Origin of the sequence: Paraburkholderia sp. A1RI-2L, assembly GCF_048957375.1 — a bacterium.
Lineage (GTDB): Bacteria > Pseudomonadota > Gammaproteobacteria > Burkholderiales > Burkholderiaceae > Paraburkholderia.
The window spans coordinates 464,115-488,661 of record NZ_JARBTA010000003.1 but is presented as its reverse complement, the minus strand read 5'-3'; the positions used below and the strand labels follow the sequence as shown (position 1 = coordinate 488,661).

General features: G+C 63.7%; 19 protein-coding genes and 1 pseudogene. 19 read left to right on the top strand and 1 reads right to left on the bottom strand.

Translation table 11 applies throughout. From position 1 onward, the window contains the following. Positions 1 to 13 precede the first annotated feature (13 nt). From tssF to dmeF, 11 genes and pseudogenes are all read left to right on the top strand, one after another. On the top strand, positions 14 to 1,921 hold the full coding sequence (gene tssF, locus PWP93_RS25415; RefSeq protein WP_421046514.1) for a type VI secretion system baseplate subunit TssF: 1,908 nt from the start codon (positions 14 to 16) through the stop codon (positions 1,919 to 1,921). A 23-nt stretch (positions 1,922 to 1,944) separates the two neighbouring features. Beyond that, positions 1,945 to 3,114, top strand: coding sequence for a type VI secretion system baseplate subunit TssG (gene tssG / locus PWP93_RS25410; protein WP_421046513.1), 1,170 nt, complete (start codon positions 1,945 to 1,947; stop codon positions 3,112 to 3,114). 3 nt (positions 3,115 to 3,117) lie between these two features. Continuing rightward, complete coding sequence (locus tag PWP93_RS25405) at positions 3,118 to 5,364, top strand: type VI secretion system Vgr family protein (RefSeq protein WP_421046512.1); 2,247 nt, start codon at positions 3,118 to 3,120, stop codon at positions 5,362 to 5,364. 127 nt (positions 5,365 to 5,491) lie between these two features. Beyond that, complete coding sequence (locus PWP93_RS25400) at positions 5,492 to 6,175, top strand: hypothetical protein (RefSeq protein WP_421046511.1); 684 nt, start codon at positions 5,492 to 5,494, stop codon at positions 6,173 to 6,175. 18 nt (positions 6,176 to 6,193) lie between these two features. Then, a complete protein-coding gene (locus PWP93_RS25395) occupies positions 6,194 to 7,453 on the top strand; it encodes a hypothetical protein (RefSeq protein WP_421046510.1) in 1,260 nt (419 codons plus the stop codon). Then, positions 7,454 to 7,954, top strand: a pseudogene (locus PWP93_RS25390) (PAAR domain-containing protein); the annotation flags it as partial. 57 nt (positions 7,955 to 8,011) lie between these two features. Then, positions 8,012 to 12,076 carry a polymorphic toxin type 15 domain-containing protein gene (locus PWP93_RS25385; RefSeq protein WP_421046995.1) on the top strand — a complete coding sequence of 1,355 codons (4,065 nt, stop codon included), beginning with the start codon at positions 8,012 to 8,014 and terminating at the stop codon, positions 12,074 to 12,076. A gap of 15 nt (positions 12,077 to 12,091) precedes the next feature. Further along, positions 12,092 to 12,709: a GAD-like domain-containing protein gene (locus tag PWP93_RS25380; RefSeq protein WP_421046509.1), complete on the top strand. Its 618-nt coding sequence runs from the start codon at positions 12,092 to 12,094 to the stop codon at positions 12,707 to 12,709. A gap of 18 nt (positions 12,710 to 12,727) precedes the next feature. After that, the gene (locus PWP93_RS25375) at positions 12,728 to 13,933 is read left to right on the top strand and encodes an MFS transporter (protein ID WP_421046508.1); all 1,206 of its coding nucleotides are present in this window, start codon (positions 12,728 to 12,730) and stop codon (positions 13,931 to 13,933) included. Between the two features lie 219 nt (positions 13,934 to 14,152). Next, complete coding sequence (locus PWP93_RS25370) at positions 14,153 to 14,425, top strand: metal/formaldehyde-sensitive transcriptional repressor (RefSeq protein WP_421046507.1); 273 nt, start codon at positions 14,153 to 14,155, stop codon at positions 14,423 to 14,425. A 7-nt stretch (positions 14,426 to 14,432) separates the two neighbouring features. Continuing rightward, the gene (gene dmeF, locus PWP93_RS25365; protein ID WP_421046506.1) at positions 14,433 to 15,722 is read left to right on the top strand and encodes a CDF family Co(II)/Ni(II) efflux transporter DmeF; all 1,290 of its coding nucleotides are present in this window, start codon (positions 14,433 to 14,435) and stop codon (positions 15,720 to 15,722) included. Positions 15,723 to 15,758: 36 nt separating this feature from the next. Here dmeF and PWP93_RS25360 read toward each other — a convergent pair whose 3' ends face one another. Next, a complete protein-coding gene (locus PWP93_RS25360) occupies positions 15,759 to 16,448 on the bottom strand; it encodes a glycine zipper 2TM domain-containing protein (RefSeq protein ID WP_421046505.1) in 690 nt (229 codons plus the stop codon). Positions 16,449 to 16,803: 355 nt separating this feature from the next. Here PWP93_RS25360 and PWP93_RS25355 point away from each other — a divergent pair, with 355 nt between their 5' ends. The 8 genes from PWP93_RS25355 (at position 16,804) to PWP93_RS25320 (ending at position 24,414) form a co-directional block, all read left to right on the top strand. Beyond that, complete coding sequence (locus PWP93_RS25355) at positions 16,804 to 17,220, top strand: cupredoxin domain-containing protein (RefSeq protein ID WP_421046504.1); 417 nt, start codon at positions 16,804 to 16,806, stop codon at positions 17,218 to 17,220. A 43-nt stretch (positions 17,221 to 17,263) separates the two neighbouring features. Next, complete coding sequence (locus PWP93_RS25350; RefSeq protein WP_421046503.1) at positions 17,264 to 18,346, top strand: TIGR03118 family protein; 1,083 nt, start codon at positions 17,264 to 17,266, stop codon at positions 18,344 to 18,346. Between the two features lie 530 nt (positions 18,347 to 18,876). After that, on the top strand, positions 18,877 to 21,090 hold the full coding sequence (locus tag PWP93_RS25345) for a penicillin-binding protein 1A (protein ID WP_421046502.1): 2,214 nt from the start codon (positions 18,877 to 18,879) through the stop codon (positions 21,088 to 21,090). A gap of 214 nt (positions 21,091 to 21,304) precedes the next feature. Further along, on the top strand, positions 21,305 to 21,433 hold the full coding sequence (locus tag PWP93_RS25340) for a hypothetical protein (RefSeq protein WP_421046501.1): 129 nt from the start codon (positions 21,305 to 21,307) through the stop codon (positions 21,431 to 21,433). 2 nt (positions 21,434 to 21,435) lie between these two features. Then, a complete protein-coding gene (locus PWP93_RS25335) occupies positions 21,436 to 22,986 on the top strand; it encodes a type VI secretion system Vgr family protein (protein ID WP_421046500.1) in 1,551 nt (516 codons plus the stop codon). Beyond that, complete coding sequence (locus tag PWP93_RS25330; protein WP_421046499.1) at positions 22,938 to 23,717, top strand: type VI secretion system Vgr family protein; 780 nt, start codon at positions 22,938 to 22,940, stop codon at positions 23,715 to 23,717. The genes PWP93_RS25335 and PWP93_RS25330 overlap by 49 nt, the downstream gene beginning before the upstream one ends. After that, the gene (locus PWP93_RS25325; protein ID WP_421046994.1) at positions 23,633 to 24,175 is read left to right on the top strand and encodes a DUF2345 domain-containing protein; all 543 of its coding nucleotides are present in this window, start codon (positions 23,633 to 23,635) and stop codon (positions 24,173 to 24,175) included. The genes PWP93_RS25330 and PWP93_RS25325 overlap by 85 nt, the downstream gene beginning before the upstream one ends. Further along, a complete protein-coding gene (locus tag PWP93_RS25320) occupies positions 24,172 to 24,414 on the top strand; it encodes a hypothetical protein (protein ID WP_421046498.1) in 243 nt (80 codons plus the stop codon). The genes PWP93_RS25325 and PWP93_RS25320 overlap by 4 nt, the downstream gene beginning before the upstream one ends. Positions 24,415 to 24,547: the final 133 nt, after the last annotated feature.

Genomic DNA, 24,547 nt, shown 5'->3' with positions numbered 1-24,547 from the left:
CCAACGTCACGCTATGGACGCACGCTTTCTTGACTACTACAACCGCGAGCTGGCTTATATGCGCGAACTGGGAGCGGAGTTCGCGCGCCAGTATCCGAAGGTTGCGGGCGGACTCGGCATGCACGGCATCGACGTCGCGGACCCGTTCGTCGAGCGCCTGCTCGAGGGCTTCTGCTTTCTCACCGCGCGCGTGCAGTTGAAGATGGACGCCGAGTTTCCGCGCTTTTCCGAGCGGCTGCTCGATGTCGTGTATCCCGATCATCTCGCGCCCACACCCGCGATGGCGATCGTCCAGTTCGAGGCCGATCCGGCCCAGGGCACGCTGGGCCAGGGCTTCACCGTGCCGGCGGGGACCAGCCTCATGGCGGCCGCGCCGCGCGGCATGGGTACGGCCTGCGAGTTTCGCACCGCGCAGCCAGTCACGCTGTGGCCGCTCGTGCTGCGCGCCGTCGATCTGATGCCGGTGCCGGCGGGCGCTGGCGAGGGCAGCGGCGCGAGACGCGCCTTGCGCGTCGTGCTGGGCGCGCAAGGCGGCGCGAGTCTGAATCGCTTGCCCGTCGACCAGCTGACGTTTTTCCTTGGCGGACCCGAGCGGCAGGCCATGCGGCTGCTCGAACTCGTGTGCGCGCGCACGCTCGGCGTCGTGCTGCGCGATGGCGCCAATCCTGCTGAATCCGCTGAATCCGATCGTGGCGCGGAAAGCCATCGGCTCGCCTCGCTCGGGCCAGAGGCCGTTGTTCACGAAGGCTTCGACGCGGACCAGGCGCTCTTTCCACCCGGCTCGCGCGGCTTCGAGGGCTACCGGATCCTGCGCGAGCATTTCGCGTTTGGCGCGCGCAATCTATTTTTCAGCGTGCGCGGCCTGCGCCAGGCGTTCGAGGCCTCGCGTGGCGAGTGCATCGAGATGCTCTTGCTCATCGACGGCGACGACGCCGATCTCGAACGCAGCATCGACGCCACCCATCTCGCCCTCAACTGCACGCCGGCGATCAATCTGTTTCCGAGGCGCACGGAGCGCATACCTGTGACGCCCGGCACGAGCGAATACCGGCTGATGGTCGACCGCACGCGCGCGCTCGACTACGAAATTTTCTCGGTGAAGCGCGTGATCGGTCATCGTGCCGGCGAGGGCAGCAATGGAAACGCCCAGGGAGAGACTGCGTTTCATCCGCTCTACATGGCGAATGCCAGCGATGCCGAGGAATCTGGGGCGTACTTTTCCGTGCGGCGCGAAACGCGGCTTGTGGGTACTCAGGCGCGGCGCGGCGGCATGCGTTCGAACTATGCGGGCACGGACGTTTGCGTGTCGCTCGTCGACCGCAGGCACGCGCCGTTCGACGAGCGCATCGAACTGCTTTCCGCCGACACGCTGTGCACGAACCGCGACTTGCCGCTGCACCTCGCGGCCGCGGGCGTGACCGATCTCACGCTGAAAATATCCGCACCGGTGAGCCGCGTGCACATCGTGCGCGGCCCTTCGACGCCGCGCCCGCCGCTCGCGCAAGATGAGGCCAACTGGCGGCTGATCGCGCATCTGGGGCTCAACTACCAGCCGCTCGCCGATATCGACGACGAGGCCGGCGCACAGCGGCTGCGCGAGCAACTGGAGATCTACGCGGACCCGGCGGATGCGCCGCTCGCGCGCCGCATCCGCGGCATTCGGCGGCTCGCGTGCGAACCGGTATTCAGGCGCTTGCCGGTGGCCGGGCCGCTCGTCTATGGGCGCGGCGTGCGCGTGGAGATGACGGTGGACGACCACGCCTTCGCAGGCGACAGTCCTTACGCGCTTGGCGCGGCCCTGGAGCAATTCTTCGCCCGGCATGCGTCGATTAACGCGTTCGTCGAGTTCGCGCTGTATTCGGCGCAGCGCGGGGAAATCGCCGAATGGCCCGCGCGCGTGGGACGCAGGCCTGCGATATGAACGATCGATCAGGATATCGAAATATGGGCCGCGACAATGACCGCGCCCGCTACCTGGCGTTCTGGCGCCGGCTGCGCGCCGCGCCGGCGGAGCACGACCTGTTTCACCTGCTGCGCTGGATCGATGCGCTCGCGAGCGCGCCCGCGCGGCTCGGCGCGGCGCAACACCCCGGCGCGGAGCCGGTGCGGCTCGGGCAGATTCCTTCGCTTGCCTTCGCGCCTTCGATGGTGTCCGGCATTGCCGATGCGCCAGGCGAGACGGCGCCGCCGCGCGTGCTCGTCCAGGGCTTCGGGCTGTTCGGTCCCAATGGCGCGCTGCCGCAGCACGTGACCGAGTACGCATTCGAGCGTGCGCACAGCGTGGGCGATGCGTCGATGAGCGCATTCGCCGACGTCTTTCATCATCGTCTGCTCGTGCTGTTCTATCGCGCCTGGGCCGATGCGCAGCCGGTCGTCGGTCTGGACTGGCCCGGTGCCTCGCGCTTCGACGGCTATGTCGCGAGCCTGATCGGCGCGCGTGCCACGGAGCCCGCGTTGCCAGCGCGCGAAGCGCCTGGCCGTCATGCGAAGTACTTCCATGCGGGCCACTGGGTGCGCCAGACGCGCAATCCCGAGGGGCTCGCGCAGATGCTGCGCCACGACTTCGGCGTGCCGGTGCGCATTGTCGAGCATGTCGTTCGCTGGGTCGCGCTCGACGCACGGCAGCGTAGCGCGATCGGTGCGCGAGGCACGCCGGGCGCATCCGGTACGCCAGGCGCAACCGGCATGCGCGGCGTGGGGCAGGGCGGGCGGCGGGGGCGCGGCGCGCGCGCGGCGCTCGGCGAAGGTGCGGTGCTCGGGCGTGCAGTGCGCGACGCGCAAGGCAGCTTTCGCATCGTGCTCGGGCCGCTGCCGCTCGCGCGCTACCAGTCGTTCCTGCCCGGCGGCGCGGATGCCGCGAGGCTCGTGCATTGGGTGCGCGAGTACGTGGGCGCCGAGTTCGACTGGGACCTGCAACTCGAACTGGCCGCGCCCGAGGTGCCGCGCGCAGCGCCCGGCGGAGCGGGGCGGCTCGGCTTCTCGACCTGGCTCGGACAGCGGCTGAGCGAGGAACCCGCGCGCGAGCTCGTGATCGATCTGGCCGCGCGCGCTGTGGATGCTGCGCGCACTGACACCCGTGAGCCGCCCGTCTTCGCGCGCGCGCAAGGAGATTGACGCGTGGCGCGCATCTTTACGCTCGACAGCCCGCTCGGCGACGAGCTCAAGTTCTATCGCCTGAGTGGCCGGGAGGCACTCGGGCATCCGTTCGAATGGCGCATCGAGGCACTGGCCGCGAGCCATAGCGTGTCGCTGCGCGATCTGCTCGGCAAGCCGGTGACGGTGCGCGTCGAGTTGGCGGAGGGCGGGCAACGCTATCTGAACGGCATCGTCGCGCGCGCCACGCTGATCGGACGGCACGCCGAGCGCTACTACGCATACGAACTGATCGTGCGGCCCTGGCTGTGGCTCGCGAGCCGCAGCGCCGACTGCCGCATCTTCCAGGAAAAGAGTGTGCCGCAGATCGTGCAGCAGGTGCTCGCACCCTATGGCTATCCCATCGAAAGCCGGCTCACCGAGACCTACGCGCCGCGCGAGTACTGCGTCCAGTACAACGAGACCGACCTCGCCTTCGTGTCGCGGCTGATGGAGACGGAGGGCATCTACTATTTCTTCCGGCACGAGGCTGGCATGCATACGCTGGTGCTCTGCGATGCAACGGCCTCGCATGGCAAGCTGCCCGGCTTCGCGACGATTCCGTTCATCGCCAGCGACCGGGCCGCGATTGCCGACGAAGAGCATATCGACCGCTGGCAGCCCGTGCAGGAAGTGAGCGCGGGGCGCCGCGAGGCGAGCGACTACGACTACACGAAGCCGCTTGCCGATCTGGGCGTGCAGCGCGCTCAACCGCGCGGCCACGATCACGACCACTATGCCGTATTCGAGTGGCCGGGCGGCTACCGCGACGATGCGCACGGCGAGCATCGCAACCGCGTGCGGCTGGAGGAACTGCAGGGCGTCTACGACCGCGCGCAGGCGCATACCGACGTGCGCGCATGCGCGCCGGGCTATCTGTTCGAGCTTGCACGCTGCCCGCGCGCGGATCAGAACCGCAAGTATCTGATCGTCCGCTGCGCCTGGCGCTTTCAGGAGAACCCCTACGCGAGCCATACTGGCAACGAGCCCGTTCTGCACGAGACGGATTTGCTCGCGCAGCCCGACAGCCTGCCATACCGTTCGCCGTGCGCCACGCCGCGGCCTCACACGAACGGGCCGCAAACGGCGGTCGTGGTCGGGCCGCCCGGCGAGGAAATCTGGACCGACCAGTACGGCCGCGTGAAGCTGCAATTCCACTGGGACCGCTACGGGAAGAATGATCAGGATTCCTCATGCTGGGTGCGCGTGTCGAGCCCATGGGCCGGCGGCGGCTTTGGCGGTGTGCAGATTCCGCGTGTGGGCGACGAGGTGATCGTCGATTTTCTGAACGGCGACCCCGATTATCCAATCGTGACCGGGCGCGTCTACAACGCCGCGCGCATGCCGCCCTGGGGCCTGCCGATGAGCGCGACGCAAAGCGGGTTGCTCTCGCGTTCTACGCCGGGCGGCACAATCGAGCATGCGAACGCGCTGCGCTTCGAGGATCGCAAGGGCTCGGAGCAACTGTGGATGCACGCGGAGCGCAATCTCGACATGGAGGCGGAGGTCGATCATTCCGTTTCGGTGGGCCGCGACCGCACCCGCAGTGTGGGGCGCGACGAGACGGTGCAGGTGAGCAACAACCGCAACAAGCAGATCGGCAACAACGAGACCGTGGGCGTCAAGCAGCACCGCACGGCGCAGATCGGCGGCAACGAAACCACGAGCGTGGGCGGCGACCATAGCGTGACCGTGACGGGCAACAGCACGCATGCCGTCACCAATGGCAATCACAGCTTCACCGTGGCCACCGGCACTCACACCGTAGTGGTGCAGCAGACCAGCGCGCATACGGTGGCGGCAGGCTCGCGCATTGTGAATGTGAATACCGGCGACTACAGCGCGACCGCCGCAAAGGCGGTGCGACTGCATGCGATAGGCGAGGGCATGCACATTACCGGAGACACCGGCGGCGTCGCCATCAAGGGCAGCGATTCGGGCGTGGACGTGCACGGACTCGAAAACGGCGTCGGCATCACGGGCGATGGCGCGGGCCGGGGAGTGAACATCACCGGGACCGGCAAGGGCGTCATCATCACCGGCACGCCTTTCACGGCAGTCTATGGCATCACCAACGTGGATGTCTCGGCGCCGACGATCAATGTGGGCGACGCGGACGTCAAGCAGGTCAATATCAACGCGAAGACGATCGTGATCTCGACGGACGGCGCGAGCATCACGCTCGACTCGTCCGGCATCACGATTCAGGGGACCATCGCGCACATCAACTAGTTGCGGTTCGCCTCGTAGATGCAACTAACTGTCAAGCGCCAACGCCGACTGCAACGCGATAAGGGTGGTGCTGCACTAGCTGCATCGCTTCGCGAAGGCAGGCAAGCAGAGAAACGGAGAGGATTTCATGGATATTCAAGAAAATTACGCAGACCACGCCGAAGACGCGGCGGCAACGGAAGCCGTGCAAATCGACCCGGAGGACACCATCGACACCGCCACGCGCTCGAAGCTGCGCGCCTTGTTCGAAGCGGGCATGGCGCCCGCTCCGGCAGCGCCCGCGCGAGCGCCTGCCGCGCAGGGCTTGCTCGTCGGCGAGGTGATCGATACGCATCACCCGGATTGTCCGGGCCGGGTGCGCGTGCGCTGGTTCGATGCGCACGGCGAGATGGTGGAGTGCTGGCTTGCCTGCCTGCGTGGACAACGGCCGCGCAGAGGCGATCGTGTACTGGTGGAGCAGCCGGTGAACTGGGCCGAGCCGCTCGTGACGGGTGTTTTCGCACCGGGCGCGGCGGAGCCCGTCACGCCGGCTTTGGAGGAGGACCAGGATACGCACGCGAGCCATGCCATCCAGCTCGCGCCCGACCAATGCGTGCAGATCGACGATGTCCAGGGCAAGCCGCTCGTTCGGATTCTCGCTTCGGGCGCGGGGCCGGTGGTGCGGCTCATGAGTCCGGACATCAACCTGGAGGCCGCGGGCAAACTCAGCCTGCGCGCGCAGACGCTGGAACTGGAAGCCGGGCGCGGCGGCGTCGATATCCGCACCGAGTCCGATACGGTCGTGCGAAGCCGCTATATCCGGCTGAACTGACGCGCGAGCACGCCAGCAATGCAGCGCGAATTTGCCGCCACGGACGCCGCGCTCGGGGACTTCATCGAGCAGCCCGACTATCCGACGCTCGTGCTCGGCGCAACCGATCTCGACATCGTGCTCGCGTTCAAGATGCTTCAGGAGCGCGACCGGCGCGACGCGCAGCGCATCTATCTGCTGTTTCCGTTCGCATGCGATGCGCCAGGCCGCTATTTGCAGCAGTGCATGGATTCGCTTGCCGCGCAGATCGCCGCAGAGAACGACGCGCGCGTGAAAGCGGGCGAGCCGCCTTGGGGCGCACTCCCGCTGCTTTGCACCGACCCGGGCCAGCCCCACGCGAGCCGCCTCAAGGCGGCGGTGGAGCATGTGCGCGGGCTGGTGGAGGTGGGCGTCGATATCGTTTGGGCACTCATGCCGTCGACAGTTGCGGACTCAACCAGTTATCGGGAAGCAGTTTGGCCGCTGCTTGCACTCGATGGCTTCGAAGCGTGGATGGAAGGGCATCGATTCTGCTTGCGCGAGGATCCTGCGCGGCGCTTTCTTCCGACGCCCGAGCAGCGCGAGAAGGCTCGTCATGTGCTTGCGCTCGACCTCGACTTCTCGCCGGAAAAAACCGCCGATACGCTGGTGGGCGCGCTCAACGATGCGGCCCGTCCGCTCGCGGAGCGGATGCAGGCGGCCATGCAACTGGCCGCGCTCGATCTCGCGCATGGCCGCCTCGACCCGGCGCTCGAGAAATATCGCTTGCTGTATGGCTGGCATCGCGAGCAGCGCAATCCGCTCGGGCAGGCGCTGGCGCTGGGGGGAATCGGCGATGTCGCGACACGCAGCGGCCAGCATGCCGATGCGAGCCGCTGGTATGCGCACGCGCTCGACGCCGCAGCCGATAGCGGCAACCTGGGTGTCGCGCTGAATTTGCTCATGGCGTCCGGGCAATCGCGGCTGAGCCTGAAACAGCCCGCGCACGCGGTCGAGTATTTCGAGCTCGCGAGCCGCACGGCGGACAAGCTGATGTTCCCGCATGCAGCCGTCGATGCGTTGGAGAAACTCGGCGTGGCGTTGCTGGGCGCGCGCAAGACGGTCGAGGCCGCGCGCGCGTGGACCGATGCGAAGGCGTTGTGCGAGCGTTTCGGCTGCGAGCATCAGCGCCATTCGGTGCTCGAGCGGCTGGCTGCGTTATACGCGCAGGCTGGGTTGAAGACACAAGCCATGGCATACGAAATGGAGAAAGATCGGATTCCTGTGCATCGGGAGATGGAACGGGAGGGACGGCGCTAGATGAGCACCTCGCCAGGCAATCCGAGCAACCTGGCCAGAGCGGCCAGTGCGGCAACCGAGGCCAGCGCACCGCCCGCGCCACCCGGCCCGCTGATCGCCCCGACCGGCAATACTTCGGTCGATGCACTCGCGAGTGCGGTCAATAGCGGTGCACAGCCGTTTCAGGATCTCGGTAATCCCCAGGCCAGCACGCTGGACCGCATATCGGATGTCGTAAACGGCGCGGTGGGCAGCCTTGGCGCGTTCGATCAGCTGCTCAATACCGGAATGGCGCTGATTCCGGGCGCGAATCTGATGCCGGGCATGCCTGCCGCGTTCATCGGCGTGCCTCATTTGGGCGTGCCGCATGCGCACGCGCATCCACCGAGCAATGGCGTGCCGCTGCCTAGCGTCGGCGAGACCATCGGCAGCGGTTGCCTGAGCGTGCTGTATGGCGGCATGCCCGCCGCACGCGTGCTGGACGTGGGGATGGCGCCCACCTGCGGCGGCTTCGCACCGGTGTTCGAGATCAGCACCGGTTCGAGCAACACCTTCATTGGCGGCGCGCGCGCGGCACGCATGGCGATCGATCTCACGCGCCATTGCAATCCGCTCGGGATGAGCGGCAAGGGGCATGGTGCCGAGGAGGCGGGGAAGGCGAGCGGGTTCAGGCGCGCAATGAACATTGCCGGAACGGCGGCGCCCGTAGTGGCAGGCGGGGCGACGGCGGCGGACCAGGCAATCGGCGGCCGCACGGTGGACGCTGCGGTGACCGCGGCCCAGACGGCGGCGGATGCCATGGCGATGGCGTTGAGCAATCTGATGGGCAAGGACCCTGGCGTGGAGCCGGGAATGGGCACGCTGCTCCTCGGCGACGGAAGCGTGCTGATCGGCGGCTTTCCAATGCCCGACGCGCTGGCGATGGTGATGCTGGGATGGGGGCTGCGCAAGAAAACCAAGCCGAAGGACGAAGGCGAAGGGCCGAAGAGAACGCACGAAGAGCCCTGCAAGGATGGTCACCCGGTCGATGTCGTCACGGGCGCGGCGGAAAACGAGTTCGTCGACTACAGCACGCGCGTCGCACCCGCGTTCAAATGGGAGCGCTATTACTGCAGCGCCTGGAGCGATCAGGACGGCGCCCTCGGCTACGGCTTTCGTCACGTCTTCCAGCATGAGCTGCGCCTGCGGCGCACGCGTGCGGTGTACGTGGATAGTCTCTATCGGCAATATCCGATTCGCCGCGACGACATGGGGCGCTATGCGGGCGTGTTCGCTGGCTGCGAACTGGAGCAGCAGAGCGCGAACCGCTTCGTGATGCGGCATGGCGCATCGGGCGAATTCACGTTCGAACGCGCGGACGAATCGCAACGTTCGGCGCGGCTCGTGCGTCATGTGAACGAGGGAGTCGAGAGCACGCTTCGCTATGCGAGCGATGGGGCATTGCGTCAAATCGAGCTGGCAGCGCAGCGCGGCGGGCAACGCAGATTGATCGACTTCGTTTATGACGCGCACAACCATGTCACCGAGGTGAACATGATCGACGCCCAGGGCGCCGTGTCATGCATTGCCCGGTATCGCTACGATCGCTCCGGATGCCTCGTGGCATCCACCAATGCGCCTGGCGCAACGATGACGCACGGCTACGACAGCGGGCGCCGGATGATCCGGGAAACGGACGCGAATGGTTATGCGTTTTCCTACCGCTACGACGATCGTGGCCGTTGCGTCGAGAGTGCGGGGCAGGATGGGTTGTGGCGCGTCCTGCTCGATTATCAGCCGGGCCGCACCGCCGTCACGCGGGCCGACGGCGGGAAATGGACGTTCCTGTACAACGCGGCACAAACGGTGACGCGCATTCTGGATCCGTACGGTGGCGTAACCGAGCGTGTGCTGGGCGACGATGGACGAGTCGCTTGCGAGGTCGATTCGGGCGGGCGCGTCATGAGCTGGCTCTATGACAGGCGAGGGGCCAACACGGGGCGTCTGGATCAGTGGGCGAACCGATGGCCGACGCGACAAGATGCGCCCGCGCTGCCCAATGCGAGAGCGCTTGAAGTACCGGTGACGCCGTTGGGGCAGCAGTGGGGGCAGGACAATCCCGAGGACATGCCGGACCGGATGCTGTTGCCGCCGGAAATCGAGGCGCTCGCGGTTTCCGTTGCCGCGCCGGCCCGCTCCCTTGGCATACAGAAAGAACAGCATGATGCAGTAGGTCGCGTGGTCGAGCGCACGGACGAGCTTGGGAACGCCGAACACCTCCACCGTGACGCTGCGGGCAATCTGGTGCGGCTGCGCGACAAGGATGGGCGCGACTACCACTACACCATTGCGTCGTGGAACTTGCGCGAGAGCGAGACGGACCCGATGGGCCATACCGTCCGATACCGGTATACGGCCAAAGCGGGGATTGCCGCCATCATCGACGCGAATGGCAATGAGAGCGCGTACACCTACGACCTGAAAGGCAGGATCGCCAGTGTAGCGAGACACGGTCGGCTGCGTGAGACGTACCAGTACGACGCCGGCGACCGGCTAATCGAGAAGCGCGACGGACAAGGCAATCCGCTGCTTCAATTCGAAGTCGGTGAGCAGGGCCTGCATAGCAAGCGAATGCTCGCGAGTGGCGAGACGCACTTTTACGAATACGACGCCCGTGGAAATTTCACGAAGGCATCGACCGACAAGTTCGATATCCTGATCGATTACGACGAAGACGGACGGCGCACCGCGGACAAGCGCGATGGATCAGGCGTGGATCACGAGTACTTCGAAGACAGGTTGGCTAGTACGACGTGGTTTGATCGCTTCGTGGTTCGCTACGACCTGGTTGCTCTCGGCGAAACGCTGATCCGCACGCCGGAGGGCGGCAGGCACCGGCTTCTGCGCTCGAACGACGGCCGGATCTATCTGAGTCTTGGAAACGGCTTGAACCTGTTGTGCAGCTTCGATGCCGCGGGCCGCTGCACGGGGCGGCTCGTATGGCGCGATGGCCCGGGCGCGGCGGCGCGCGGGGCGTGGGGCGTGCGCTATCAGTACAGCGCGGCGGGCGAACTGCAATGCGTGATCGATACCGAAGCGGGGACAACCGAGTATCAATACGACGCGGCTCATCGCCTGATTGGAGAGACGCGCGAAGGATGGCCAGTACGCCGCTATCAATATGACGCCGCCGGCAATTTGCTACTGGCTCCAGACGGCTCGTCGATGCGCCATGCCGAAGGCAACCGGCTTTCGGAAACGTCGTCCGCGGTGTTTCACTATAACGAGCGCAATCACCTCGCGCACGAGATTGCAGCGGATGGCCGCCGCACCACCTGGCGCTATAACAGTCTGGACTTGCTGGTACAGGTCGAATGGAGCGATCGACCGGAGCTGTGGACCGCCGAGTATGACGGCTTGAGCCGGCGCTCCGCCACGAGAATGGGCGACGCGTGTACGCAATACTATTGGGACGGCGACCGGCCAGGCGCGGAAGTGGGACCAGACGGGCGGGTTCGCCTTTATCTATACGTGAACGAAACCGCGCTGCTGCCGTTCATGTTCATCGACTATGCCGGCCTGGACGCCGATCCGAAATCCGGCAGTGCCTATTTCGTGCTGTGCAATCAGGCGGGATTGCCGGAGCGGATCGTCGATTGCGATGGGCAAACGGCATGGCTTGCGGAGGATATCGATCCCTACGGGATGAGCCGGGTTGCGGCGGGAAATTCCATCGACTACGCGCTGCGATGGCCCGGACACTATTACGACCGGGACACGTCGCTGCACTACAACCGGTTTCGCTCCTATCATCCGGGGCTGGGACGGTACTTGCAGTCCGACCCGGCCGGGCAGTCGGGCGGAATCAATCTCTACGCGTATGTGGCGAATCCTCTGGTTCAGGTCGACGTGCTGGGGCTGCGTTGTCCCAACGCCAATCATCCGAACGATTGCGATGGAAAGGGACCTGATCATGAGTATGTGGGGCACCCGGGAGAGTATCCGGCGGACATCAAGCCGGTCGTGGACCCGAGATCGAACGAGCCCGTGGACGTGGAATGGCCAAAAATCCCGTGTTTCCATCCATACGACAAAGATGCTTACAAAGGCTTGTCCGAAAGCGCCCAGCGCAAGTACCTGGAAAACTATGCGAAGCAATTAAGCGGCCAGGAGCGCGGAATCAACGGCATGACGGCGGATGAATTCAAGGCCGCGCGCGATGCATTCGAAGCAACATTCCAGGCGCAGAAGGCAGCCGGCAAAAAGAAGCCAAGCGGAAGAAATCCTAAAGGCAAAGCAGCGCAACGGGCCTACCGGAAGTTATACGAAGCCCCGATTCAGGCCAGCCTTCTTGAAGACATAATGGAGAAAAACCCGAGTCTCACCGAAGCACAAGCCTTGAAGCAAGCAAAGGCACGCACCAGAGAAATCATGGACACGCTTGCGGCGCTACATAATCCCGACATGGTCGCCGGAGGGTGGCACCACTACGAGCCGGTAGGCATGGGTGACTCCCCCGTGAACTCGTCAATTGGATCGGGCTGGAACAGCGACGGTCGCGCGGATGCCCTTGAACAGTGGGCGCAGACCGCAATTGATATTGGGAGGGGCGGCTATCTAATGAACATTAAACTGAGACTATGCCGTGGCCTGGGAAAAAAATGATAGGGTTGTAACGACATGACAGACGAGCTATTTGACGCATTTATCCAGACGTTCGGCTGCGGGAAGACTCGCCAGCAGGTTCCCGAGTCCGCATTGAGCCGGTACCGGGGCGTACTGCCCGACCGTTTGCTGGAGATCTGGCGCGAAGAAGGGTGGTCCTCGTATGGAGACGGTCTGGTCTGGATCGTCGACCCGCAAGCATACGAGGGCATCGTCGATATGTGGCTGCGCGATACGCCGGTTGCTGGCCTCGACAAATACCACGTCATTGCGAGAACTGCATTTGGCGATCTTTTTCTGTGGGGCGAGGCCACGGGACCCAGGATCACGCTTTCATGTCCGCTGCACATGCTGGTTTTCCTGCCGGGCAGGGTCGAAAAAAGGGTTGAAAACCCCGATCGTGCATTGAGTATCTTCTTTGCAACGCTTTCGCGAGACGGCTGCGACAAGGACAATTTGTTCAAGCGCGCGCTCAAGCGTTTGGGGCCGCTGGGACCGGAGGAGATGTATGGCTTCGAGCCCGCTCTGATCGTGGGTGGAGAGATATCCATCGATCATCTCGTGAAGGTCGATTTGAACGTTCATCTGTCGATACTTCGGCAACTCGGCGCACCGCGGGTCGGGGGTTTTTGATTTTCCGGAAAACGAACGATGCTGCCTGATGCCACACGTGCCCCACGCATTGCCATTCCGCGTGCAATCCGGATGCTCGGGTTTGTCAGCCTTTTCATGGATCTTTCCTCCGAACTGATTCATGCGCTGCTGCCGATATTTCTCGTCACCACGATGGGCATGAGCGTCAGCGCGCTAGGCGTGCTCGAAGGGGCCGCCGAGGCGAGCGCGATGATCGTCAAGATCTTTTCGGGGCCGATAAGCGACTGGCTGGGCAAACGCAAGGCGCTGCTGTTGCTTGGCTACGGGATGGCCGCGTTGTCCAAGCCGCTTTTCCCGCTCGCCAGCACGCCATTGATGGTCGCGACCGCGCGGATCATCGACCGCGTGGGTAAAGGCATACGCGGCGCGCCGCGTGACGCGCTCATTGCCGATATCGCACCGCCGGAGATTCGCGGCGCCTGCTTTGGGTTAAGGCAGTCGATGGACACGGTGGGCGCGTTTGCCGGGCCGCTTGCCGCCATTGTCCTGATGTTCTGGTTCTCCGATCACATTCGCACGGTTCTCTGGTTTGCCGTATTGCCGGCGTTTGTCTCAGTGGGATTGATCGCATTCGGCATCGAGGAGCCGGCGGGCGAGGGCGCCGCCCATGCGTTCCGGTCTCCATTGCACTGGCGCGCACTGCAAGCGTTTTCCGGACGCTACTGGTTCGTGGTAGCACTCGGCGCCGCTTTCACGCTGCCGCGCTTCAGCGAAGCGTTCCTGGTGCTGCGCGCGCAGCAGACAGGGTTGAATATCGCATGGATTCCCGGTGTGATGGTCATCATGAGCCTGACCTATTCGCTTTCAGCGTACCCCGTGGGAGCGCTATCGGATCGCATCGACCGGCGGGTTCTGCTGGCCTGCGGGCTCGTGCTCTTGATTGCGGCGGATCTGATCCTCGGTATGAGCGTGTCGATTGTCACGGTGCTCATCGGGGTTGCCCTATGGGGGCTGCACATGGGATTCACGCAAGGCATTCTCGCCGCGATGGTCGCGGAAACGGCGCCGCCGGCGCTGCGCGGCAGCGCTTTCGGCGTGTTCAATCTCGTGAGTGGTGTCTGCTTGCTGCTCGCGAGTGTCATTGCCGGATGGCTGTGGGACCGGCACGGCGCTACGGCCACATTTTGGGGCGGCGCGGCTCTTGCGGTCGTCCCCGTGGCGATGTGCCGCTTCGCGCCACGTCTGGGGAGGCATGATCGCTAGGTCTGCTTCCAATGTGAAGAGACCCTGTGCCATGGCCGCCGCCGCGCACGCTGACTCCGCCCGTTCCATTGCGCCGCGTTTCGCGGTGATGTCGTCCCCCGCCTGGATCGCGAAAGGCGCGCCATTGAACGCGGCAGCCCGCCGCTTGTGAACGACGATTAGTATACCCCCCCATACTATTTTGCTAATATGCACAGGCCGCATAACTGGAGCAAAGGCATGAGCCATACGATCCGCGAGAAGCAGAAACTCCTTAATCGGGTGCGCCGCATCAAGGGGCAGATGGAGGCCATCGAGCGCGCGCTGGAGGAGGAGCGCGGGTGCATGGACGTGCTGCAACTGATCACGAGCAGCCGGGGCGCGATGAACGGGCTGCTCGCCGTGGTGCTGGAGGACCATATCCGCACTCACCTGGTCGACGCGGAGCCCGACGACGAGCACGGCGGCGGTAAGGAGCAGCTAATCGAAGTGGTGCACAGCTACTTCAAGTGAGACAACCATGAGCAACTTTGAAGACGCCGCATTCGGGGCGGGGCACGACCATATCTTTCTGGGCGCCGCTCACAAGGACAACGAGCGCAGAACCTGGATGGTGATCGCGCTATGCAGCGCAATGATGGTGGCGGAGATCGTCGGCGGCAGCATGTTCGGCTCGCTGGCGCTCGTTGCCGATGGCCTGCATATGTCGACGCATGCGGGTGCGATGCTGATTGCAGCGCTGGCGTACACCTATGCACGCAGGCACGCGAGCGATGACCGTTTCGTGTTCGGCACCGGCAAGCTGGGCGACCTCGCGGGCTTTACCAGCGCCATCGTGCTCGCCATGATCGCGCTGCTAATTGGATACGAAGCCATTTCGCGTTTTCTCGCGCCCGTGCCGATTCAGTTCGGCCAGGCGATTCCTATTGCGGTGCTGGGGTTGCTGGTCAATCTGGCGAGCGTCTGGCTGCTGAGCGGCGATCATCATGGCCATAGCCACGGTCACGGCCATGGTCATAGCCATGGCCACGGTCACGACGATGAACACGATCATGAAGAAGACGGGCATCGCATCGTCGGTGGCGCAGGGGCATTCGCCGTGTCGATCTTCGAAGACGGCGTGCCGCCTGTCTTCCGGATTACGCTGGAAGCCTCGGCTGCGAAGCTGACGGCCGATGCGGTTTCGGTCACGACGATTCGCCCCGACGGCGTGCGCCAGACCTTTGCATTCGCGGACCGTGGCGCTTATCTGGAATCGGTGGACGACATTCCCGAGCCGCATGCATTCGTGGCCGTTGTCCGCCTGCCCGATGGCGAGCACCGGATCGAGTTCGAAGAACACGAGCACGGGCACGACGAGGCCCACGCCGCGTTGCATCGCGATCACAACATTCGCTCGGCCTACATTCACGTCATTGCGGATGCTGCGGTTTCGGTGCTGGCGATCGTCGGCCTGCTGCTGGCCCGCACTTTCGGCTGGGTCTGGATGGATCCGCTTGCGGGCGTGATTGGCGCACTCGTGATTGCGAACTGGTCATGGGGCTTGATGCGCGATACGGGAGCCATTCTGCTCGACATGAACGCGGACCGGCGCCTGGCTGAAAACGTTCGCGGCGTCGTGGAGAAGCATGGCGACGCCGTGCTCGATCTTCACGTCTGGCGCGTGGGTCCGGGGCACATGAGCGCGGTGATATCGGTGGCTACCGGTAATGCGCAGCGCAGTCCGGGTTTTTATCGTGCGGCGCTAAAGCGTTTCAAAGGTCTTTCACACATTACGGTCGAGATCAATCAGGTTCGGTCGGTGTCATGAGCGAGGGCGGTCGGCGCGCTCGACCGCCAGAAATGCTCATGCCGCATTCAATGCACCACCATCGACATGAACGCGCTCGCCGATCGCGAACTGAGGCGGCGTCGAGTAGGTGAAGTTCCGGTAGCTGCCATCGGCCATGCGCACCTGAACCTGGTACGTGGTGGCCTTGCGCACCTCGTGTTCGATGCCGTTGCCTGCGAGCCCGCCGCCAATCGCGCCCGCGATGGTGGCAATCGTGCGGCCGCGTCCCCCGCCGATCTGGTTGCCTAGCAGCCCGCCCGCGACGGCCCCGCCCACCGCGCCGATTCCCGTAGTGGGCTCGGGCGCCTGAATCGCATTGATGGCAACGACCGAGCCTGAGTTCGGATCCACGGCCTCGCTTCTGGGTTCGCTTCTGGGTTCGCTTCTCACCGGGTAGGCGTTGGCATTTGCATAGTGAGGCGCGGCCGGGGCGGCGTGGTAATGATGAACGGGCTCGCGCCGCACGGGCTCTTGCGCGATGGCAGGCTGATTAACGGGCTGATGGGTGATCGTCTGCACGCCGCCCGACGCCGCGGTGCCGGCTTGCGCGGCAACGGGTGCCGTGCTCGCATGCGTGGTGGGTAGCCATCCCGTCATGGCGGCGATTCCGGTGGCGCTCGCGAGAATCACAGCGACGGCTGCCCCCGCGACGAGAGGATGAATGCGGGCGCGCGGCGACGTATCAGGACCCGGGATCGTGTTCATGTGCAAGCTCCGTTGAGCATGGGGTGCAAGGGGTGGCGGCACGCTCGTGTGCCGCCTGCATCCTCAACGGCGCAATGAACGGCGCGGATTACCCAACACTTGTGAGTTATGCAAGCAAATGTTGCGGATTCGAGCGACAAGCGCGATGGGCAATGATTCCAGAGGTCCGGATAGATCCTGAACGGCGCCGGAATATGCCGCCAACGGCACACGTTTACACCACGTATCGTGTGCCGCTCAACGCAGTCATGCCATCGCGCAGGCAGGGGGATTCGCGCGCCTGCGAAATGTGAAGCGCGCATGGCAATGGCGCGATGTCCGGCAAGCGCGAGGTCTCGACGCAAGGGAGGCGGCCGTGCATGCCACTCACAGAATTGCCATCATCGCCATCGTGGTCGCGTCCGGCATGACACCGCATGCGAGTTGGGCCCAGCAAACCGTCAACGCAACCCTGCTATCGGATTCGATCCAGCTCGAAACGCACAGCGTGAAGGCAGGGCGCCTCACGCTCGATATCAGGAATGACGCCAGCAACACCATGGCGCACGAACTCGTCGTGCTCAAGACGAATCTCCCGGACGATGCGCTGCCCGTCGGCATGGGGCAGGTGCTGGAGCACAAGCTGAAAAAGATCGGGGAAGTCGAGGATATCGCGCCGGGCAAGAGCAAGCGCGCGTCGTTCACGCTTGCGCCTGGCCATTACGCGCTGATTTGCAACAAGCCAGGACACTATGCAATGGGGATGCATACGGCGCTTGTCGTGACGCCGTGAATCTCCCGGCGAATCTCAATGATTTCGTGTCAGGAGTGCAATCATGAAACAGGCTGATGTGCCGCTCGGCGCGCTGTTGGCGGCTGTGGTGCTGGCGAGCGTTGCAGCGTGTGGAGGTTCATCCCACAGCATGCAATCGATGCAGTATCAGGTTAGCGCACTGGTTTCCGATGGCGCCGTCGCGGCGGCGCACGTAGACGCCAACCTGAAAAATCCGTGGGGCGTCGCCTTCAATCCCAAGGGCTTTGCCTGGGTCGCCGATAACGGTACCCAGCGCGCGACACTCTACGACGGCAATGGCGTGCCGCAGTCGCTCGTGGTCACGATTCCCGCTGGCAAGAGCGGCGACGCCGATCCAACGGGCATCGTGTTCAATGGAACGACGGATTTCGTGGTGACCCAAGGGGCAAAATCGGGCCCTGCGGCGTTTATCTTCGTGGGCGAGGGCGGGACCATGACGGCGTGGTCGCCCACGGTGAACCCGACATCGGCTATCACGGTGTTCGACAGCGGCGGCAGCGCAGTCTACAAGGGGCTCGCCATGGCCAGCAATAACGGCGCGAACTTCTTGTACGCCACGGACTTTCACAACAACAGGATCGATGTGTTCGACCGGACCTTCACGAAGGTCTCGCTGGCTGGCACATTTCAGGATCCCACATTACCGGCTGGATTCGCGCCATTTGGCATCCAGGTGATCGATTCGAAGCTGTTCGTTTCGTACGCGAAGCAGGATGCAGCCGCGCACGACGACGTTGCGGGCGCGGGCATGGGCTTGATCGACGTGTTCAGCCCGTCGGGGCAATTTATTCAGCGCTTCGCTACCGGCGGTGTGCTGAATGCGCCGTGGGGCATGGCATTGTCGCCCGGGGATTTCGGCCGCTTCAGTCATGCCGTTTTGATCGGCAACTTTGGTGACGGCATGATTCATGCGTTCGACCCGACCACTGGAGTCATGCTCGGGACCCTGGAGCAGCATGAAGGTACGCCGATCGTCGAGCCGGGGCTGTGGGGCATGGCATTCGGCAATGGCCTCGACAGTCAACCCGCCAACACGCTGTTTTTCGCGGCCGGGATCAACGACGAAGCCGACGGACTCTACGGCCGCCTCGATGTCGGCAAGTGAACGCCGCCGCCGGGCAAGCTTGCCTGCTCCAGCATCGGGCGCTGGAGCAGGCAAGCTTGCAGTGCGTTCGCTCATTCCATGACCACCCGTCCTTGCGCATTGGTAACGAGCAGCGAGCCTCGTCCATTCACGTTAGCCCAGCACATACCGCGCGCCGCACGAAACGCGATGCGCGCACCTTTCATGCGCCCGCCGAACCCCATGTATGAATCGAATGCAGACAACAAACGCGAGGTTTCTATTTGACACCTCCCTCATGCACGCGTGGTGTCGGCCGCCAGAGCGAATCGCGCCGGCATCGAGCCTGCATGACCTCGCGGGACTCGCGTTCTGCGTAAACGAAACGAGGTGTTGAATATTCCGCGCGCAACCGGCGTTGCGCCATTGAAACCGGAATGGAAACAAATGTAATCATCTGTTAGCGGCACTCGCAAACTGCTGCTTTAGCGTCAGCGCCCCGTTTTCGCTTTGGTACGATCCCGCCTTTCGTTTATCGCGCCGATCTTCGCGCAGTTCTTCATTCAGTCACCGTGAATCCCCCGCCTGGATCGTTTTTTCGTGACCTCTGCGCGCGATGGCTCAAGCGTGGACAGTCGCTTGCCGCTCGCGCCGGCGCAAAAGCTCGCGGCGTGTTTGCCGCCGCGTTGCACGGCCTGCGCCACCCGACGCGCCGTGGCGTTGTGCTGGCGCTCGCCGCCGTGCCTTTGCTGCTGCTCGCGTATGTGCTCGCGCTCATCCCGCTCACGCCGAACATCGGCGATATTCGCAAGGCCCGCGTCGATCGTCCCGCACTGATCGTGTCCGCCGATGGTGATCGCCTCGCCGAGTTCAAGCCCGTCAATCGCGAATGGGTGACGCTCGCGCAAATCTCGCCATACGTGGTGCAGGCGCTGGTCGCGACCGAGGACCGCCGCTTCTATCAGCATCACGGCATCGACATCCTGCGTGTGGCGCCTGCGGCGCTGCATACGTTCTCCGGCACGCGGCAGGGCGGCTCGACCATCACGCAGCAGCTCGCGCGCAATCTGTACCCCGATGAAGTGGGCCGCGCGCCCACCTTGACGCGCAAGCTCAAGGAAGCCATTACCGCGCTCAAGATCGAATCCGTCTACAGCAAGGACCAGATTCTCGAGACGTACCTGAACACCGTGCCATTTCTCTACAACGCCTATGGCGTGGAAATGGCCGCACGCACGTACTTCGGCAAGTCTGCCGCGCAGCTCAATATTCTGGAAAGCGCAACACTGGTTGGCATGCTGAAGGCCAATAGCGCCTATAACCCGGTGCTCAATCCCGAGCGCGCGCTGGAGCGGCGCAATACGGTGCTCGGCCAGATGGTGAAGTTCGGCAAGCTCAAGCCGTCCGACTGCGCTTGGCTCAAGCGTCAGCCGCTTGGTGTGAACTTCGAAATCCAGTCCGAACCCACGGGCGCCGCGCCGCATTTCGCGGCGCAATTGCGCCGCTGGCTGACCGGCTGGGCCGACCGCAACGGCTACGATATTTACTCCGATGGGCTCGTTGTGCGGACAACCATCGATTCACGGCTTCAGGACATGGCCAACGAGGCGCTTGCCTGGCAGACGAGCCAGTTGCAATCGATCGCCAACGCCGCCTGGAATACGCGCACGGGATGCTGGCCGGGCAATGGCCTGTTCCAGTCGTTCATCAGGCAGACCCCGGAATATCGCAGTGCGCGCGACGCGGGGCTCTCCGATCCGGCGGCGATCAGAAAGCTCGCGATGGCCGGCCCGTTCGTCGATGCGTTGTGCCACAGCAAGACGCAGATTCAGGCCGGGTTTCTCGCGATTGACCCGCGCAACGGCGACATCAAGGCGTGGGTCGGGAGCCGCGACTTCCGCGACGAGCCGTTCGATCACGTGCAGCAGGCGCGGCGTCAACCGGGCTCGACGTTCAAGCCGTTTGTCTACGGCGCGGCGTTTGCCGATGGCGCGCAGCCGGGCGACACGATCGTCGATCGCAATGTGACTATTGCGTCGAAGGGCAATGCGGTGTGGCGGCCGACCGACGCCGAGCCGCCCACCGGCCGGCCGATGTCGCTGCGCGACGCGCTGGCTTTGTCGCGCAACCGCGTAACGGCACAGCTCATGCAGCGCGAAGGCCCCGCGAAGGTCGTGGCGTTGGCGCGCGCGATGGGCGTGCGCGAAAGCCCGCTCGATGCGGTGCCGTCGCTCGCGCTGGGCACGAGCCCGGTCACGCTCAAGGAAATGGTGTCGGCGTACTGCACGATCGAAAATCGTGGCGCGTATATCGAGCCGCGCATGGTGACGCGCATCGAGGACCGCGAGGGCAACGTGCTCGCCGATTTTCCGGCAGCGCGGCCGGAGCGGGCGCTGCCCGCCAGCGCGGCGCTGAAGCTCGTGGACGTGATGCGCGATGTCGTGGACCGAGGCACCGGTACCGATATCCGGAGCCGCTTCGGCATTCGCGCGGACGTGGCCGGCAAGACCGGCACCACCCAGGACAATACGGATAGCTGGTTCATCCTGATCCATCCCGAACTGGTTGCGGGCGCATGGGTGGGATTCGACGACGCGCGCGTGACGCTGCGCAACGACTATTGGGGTGAAGGCGCGCATAGCGCGTTGCCGATGGTGGGGGCGTTCTACGACATGGCGCTACGTGCGCAGGTGATCGATTCGCACGCGCAGCTTGCGCCGCCGCGCAAGGTAGCGCGCCCGAGCAGGCCTCGGCCGCGACATCATTTCCTGTTCTGGAGTTTCTGAGGTTCTTCGCGCGACCAACGCGCCTTCACCGACTCCAGCAGCCATTGCGCGAGCCGCTGTACGCCCTCCGGCACCGATTTGAGGCGGTTGAGCTGACACCGGATGCGCCTCGGCTGTGCGATGACGATCATTTTGTGGAATGTCAGAGGAGGGAGACATTTCACGGGCATTTACGCGCCCTGAGTTTTAGTTCGGCCTTTGGAGGCCGGAGCCGATGAGAGACGCAATAACGGGGCGCGAGGTCGCGCGCCTGGGCGATATGACGATGGACCATGCCGGCGTGCGCGTGGCGTTCATCGGTGACACCACAACCTGCGGCGCGACATTGCAGAAGGGAACCTGAGCATGTGGTTCCCCAGGAAGTACAACACCCCCGTACGCATGCACGGCCACGCATTGCCCGTACGGGAAATCACCCTGCAACACCGCAGGCGGGAACAGGATTACCGCGAGGATGTCCTGCTGCCGCGACGCATTACAGGCCATGAAGCTATCGGCCAGCTTTTCGAATATCGCATCGAGGCGGTCAGATCCGTTCCCCACCCGGAGTGGTTTTCAACCGACGAATTCGAAGTCGATCTCGATGCCATCAAGGGCTCGGCCATCACGCTGACGTTCAAGGATGTTTTCACACGGGCACGTGGCTGGCGTGAGCCCCGTGACCGTGAACGCACGGGCCTGCGCGAAATCACCGGTATGGTCGCAGAGGCCGGAATTCTGGACACCGAAGGAAACGATGTCGTCTATGAATTCGTATTGCGCCCGCAATGGTGGTGCGCGACGCTGCGCAAGAACTCGCGCATCTTCATCCACACGGATATCACCAATATCCTCTACACCATCCTTAAGTCGTACAGCCACGATATCGATTTTCGCTGCGGCGAGCACCCAACTCCCCGGCGCGATTTCATCCGGCAGGCATGGGAGACGGACTGGGACTTCTGTATGCGCCTGTGCGAGGAATTCGGCTATCTGATCTGGTTCGAACACCGTGAAGGCCGCCATTTCCTTGTCATTGCCGACAGTATTCGTGCCTGCAAGGCGCAGACCCCGCCCTACGCGACATTGTCTTACCGTCCCAAAGGCGGGCATCTCGACAGGGAATATGTCACGCATCTTTCCTGGCGCACGTCGGTTGCGCTTAACAAGGTCGTGGTCCACGACCACAGTTATATTTCGCCGCGACTGAGCGCGAACAGCGCGCCGTATCGCGAGCAGCACAGCATCAAGCATGGAGACGGACAAGAGTACGTCTTCGACAGTGAACGAATCGAATCCTACGAGCCAGCCGGGTACGCACAGCCGGAGACAATCCACTACCACGCGGAGCCGGTGAAAAGTCAGGGACCCCAGGAAGCGAAGGTTTGGCGCGGGGAAGCGCAGCATCTCGCGCGCGTGAAACTCGAAGCCGCACGCTGCGGGCGCATGCGTGCGAAGGGCCGCGGCGCGCTGCGCGGCATCGAAGCCGGCAGGACGTTCACATTGACGGATCACCCACACGCCGGAGCGAACGACACGTATCTCGTGCTGGATTGCCGGATCGATATCCGCAACACCCAGGGACTGTCGTCGAAGCTGGACGGCGCAGCAGCGAAGTATGAGTTTGAAGCGCAGTTCGAACTGCACCCGACGCGCGAGCCGTATCGCATGCCGCAGGTCACACCGCGTCCACGCATCGACGGGTACGAACATGCGGTGATTGTCGGATGGGAACAGTATCCGATGACGGTCGATGCCTATAACCGTGTGCGCATCCAGTACGCGTGGGACCGCGAGGGCAACCATCACGGGAATACGGCGATCCTGACCGCCCTGTCGTTGCGGCGTTCGTGCCGAATCGGGACAACATGCCACCGTGGAAACTGCCGGATAATCGTGCGCTCACCGGCATCGTAAGCCGCACGCTCGGCAACGGCGGCGCATCAAACCATCTTGCACTGGACGACACGGACAATCGTCAGCAGGCGCAACTGGCATCGGATCATGGCAAGAGCAGCCTGAGTCTGGGCTATGTCACGCGCATCGAAGGCAATGAGGGGCGGCAGGACGCGCGCGGCGAAGGCTTCGAACTGCGCACGGACATGCGGGGCGCGGTGAGCGCAGGGTTGGGCCTGATTATCACAACCATCGCGAAGCTTGGCGCAGCGGGCAAGATGCTGGACATGCGTGAGACCATCGCCCGCCTCACGCGTGCGCGCGACATTCACGAGAGCCTGGCGCAGCAGGCGCAGCGACATGGCGCGCAGGACGCTGGCAGCGATCAGTCCGGCGTGACTGCGAACATGCAGCGCGACAACGCCGAATTGCGCGGCAAGCCTTCGGTCAGCACGCGCCCGGGCGTGGATGACTTCCCCGAGTTCGAAGCGCCGCATCTCACCCTTGCCAGCGCGGCGGGTGTCCAGACGGCGGCGGCGGGCAGCACGCACATTGCGAGCGACGAAGACACCGCGCTGACCACCGGCAGGCATGTCTCCATCGCTACGGGCAAATCGTTCTTCGCATCGGTGCGCGAGACCATCGCGTTCTACGCGCAGAAAGCCGTATCGCTTGGCACGCCGGGGTCTGTGCGTATCACGTCACAGACCGACACCCTGGACAGATCGCTCGGAAGGTCATCACGATTCTGAGCGAGCAGGATGAAATCCGGCTTACGGCAAGACGCATTGTGTTCAACGGTGGGGGCTCACAACTAGTGATCGGCCCGGAAGGCGTAATCGGGAAGACGAATGGGGCATTTCTTGTTCATGCGGCTTCTCACGCTACGGATGATCCGCAGGACGTACCAGTCAAAACGCCGATTACGAATATCGCCGACGCAAAAATCGTCGACCACTACGTCTTGCCTGACGATGGTTCCGGCCTGCCGATAGCGCACCAACGCTACCGGATCACGCTTCAGGATGGACAACTCATCGAGGGAACGTCCAGAGAGAAAGGCGAAACTTCGTTGGTATTAGGCGACGAAATGCAGATCGCAGAAATTGAACTCTTGCGAAAGGACGGCTCGTTATTGTCGGCTTACCGTCCCATGCTGGCAAAGACAGTGAAGACCGCCTTTAATTCTTCAGGGAGCACACAGTCATGAGCAACAACCGCAACGCAGATAGTGCGGCAGTTCAGAAAGTAGGTCCGTACACACTGGAAAAGGTGAAACCGGGAGTAACCTCTGCCGGAATTGAACCGACCTATGCCACGTGCACACCGGACAGATGGGGCATGCGCTACTCCGACCGTGACCCTGAGCGAAAGGGGCAGCTTGTGTATCCGCTCGCGCGCGACTACGCGAAAGCGATGCATTCCCTGCTGCTCAATCAAATTCAGTAGGGTGGCGCCTATTTCGGGCCGACCGATACAGCGCCTGCGCTTAAACTGACGTGGCCAATAGATAAAGAGCAATTCAAGAATTTCCACACCCTGATCAAACCTGTTATGACTGGCCCGCTGACTAATCCGGCTG

Excerpts from the sequence above, each read along its gene's own strand:
- PWP93_RS25380 (WP_421046509.1), top strand. The coding sequence starts at position 12,092 with ATGACAGACGAGCTATTTGACGCATTTATCCAGACGTTCGGCTGCGGG.
- PWP93_RS25400 (WP_421046511.1), top strand. The coding sequence starts at position 5,492 with ATGGATATTCAAGAAAATTACGCAGACCACGCCGAAGACGCGGCGGCA.
- PWP93_RS25340 (WP_421046501.1), top strand. The coding sequence starts at position 21,305 with ATGAGAGACGCAATAACGGGGCGCGAGGTCGCGCGCCTGGGCGATATG.
- dmeF (WP_421046506.1), top strand. The coding sequence starts at position 14,433 with ATGAGCAACTTTGAAGACGCCGCATTCGGGGCGGGGCACGACCATATC.
- PWP93_RS25360 (WP_421046505.1), bottom strand. The coding sequence starts at position 16,448 with ATGAACACGATCCCGGGTCCTGATACGTCGCCGCGCGCCCGCATTCAT.
- PWP93_RS25350 (WP_421046503.1), top strand. The coding sequence starts at position 17,264 with ATGAAACAGGCTGATGTGCCGCTCGGCGCGCTGTTGGCGGCTGTGGTG.
- PWP93_RS25395 (WP_421046510.1), top strand. The coding sequence starts at position 6,194 with ATGCAGCGCGAATTTGCCGCCACGGACGCCGCGCTCGGGGACTTCATC.
- PWP93_RS25335 (WP_421046500.1), top strand. The coding sequence starts at position 21,436 with ATGTGGTTCCCCAGGAAGTACAACACCCCCGTACGCATGCACGGCCAC.
- PWP93_RS25370 (WP_421046507.1), top strand. The coding sequence starts at position 14,153 with ATGAGCCATACGATCCGCGAGAAGCAGAAACTCCTTAATCGGGTGCGC.
- PWP93_RS25320 (WP_421046498.1), top strand. The coding sequence starts at position 24,172 with ATGAGCAACAACCGCAACGCAGATAGTGCGGCAGTTCAGAAAGTAGGT.
- tssG (WP_421046513.1), top strand. The coding sequence starts at position 1,945 with ATGGGCCGCGACAATGACCGCGCCCGCTACCTGGCGTTCTGGCGCCGG.
- tssF (WP_421046514.1), top strand. The coding sequence starts at position 14 with ATGGACGCACGCTTTCTTGACTACTACAACCGCGAGCTGGCTTATATG.
- PWP93_RS25375 (WP_421046508.1), top strand. The coding sequence starts at position 12,728 with ATGCTGCCTGATGCCACACGTGCCCCACGCATTGCCATTCCGCGTGCA.
- PWP93_RS25330 (WP_421046499.1), top strand. The coding sequence starts at position 22,938 with ATGCCACCGTGGAAACTGCCGGATAATCGTGCGCTCACCGGCATCGTA.
- PWP93_RS25385 (WP_421046995.1), top strand. The coding sequence starts at position 8,012 with ATGGCGATCGATCTCACGCGCCATTGCAATCCGCTCGGGATGAGCGGC.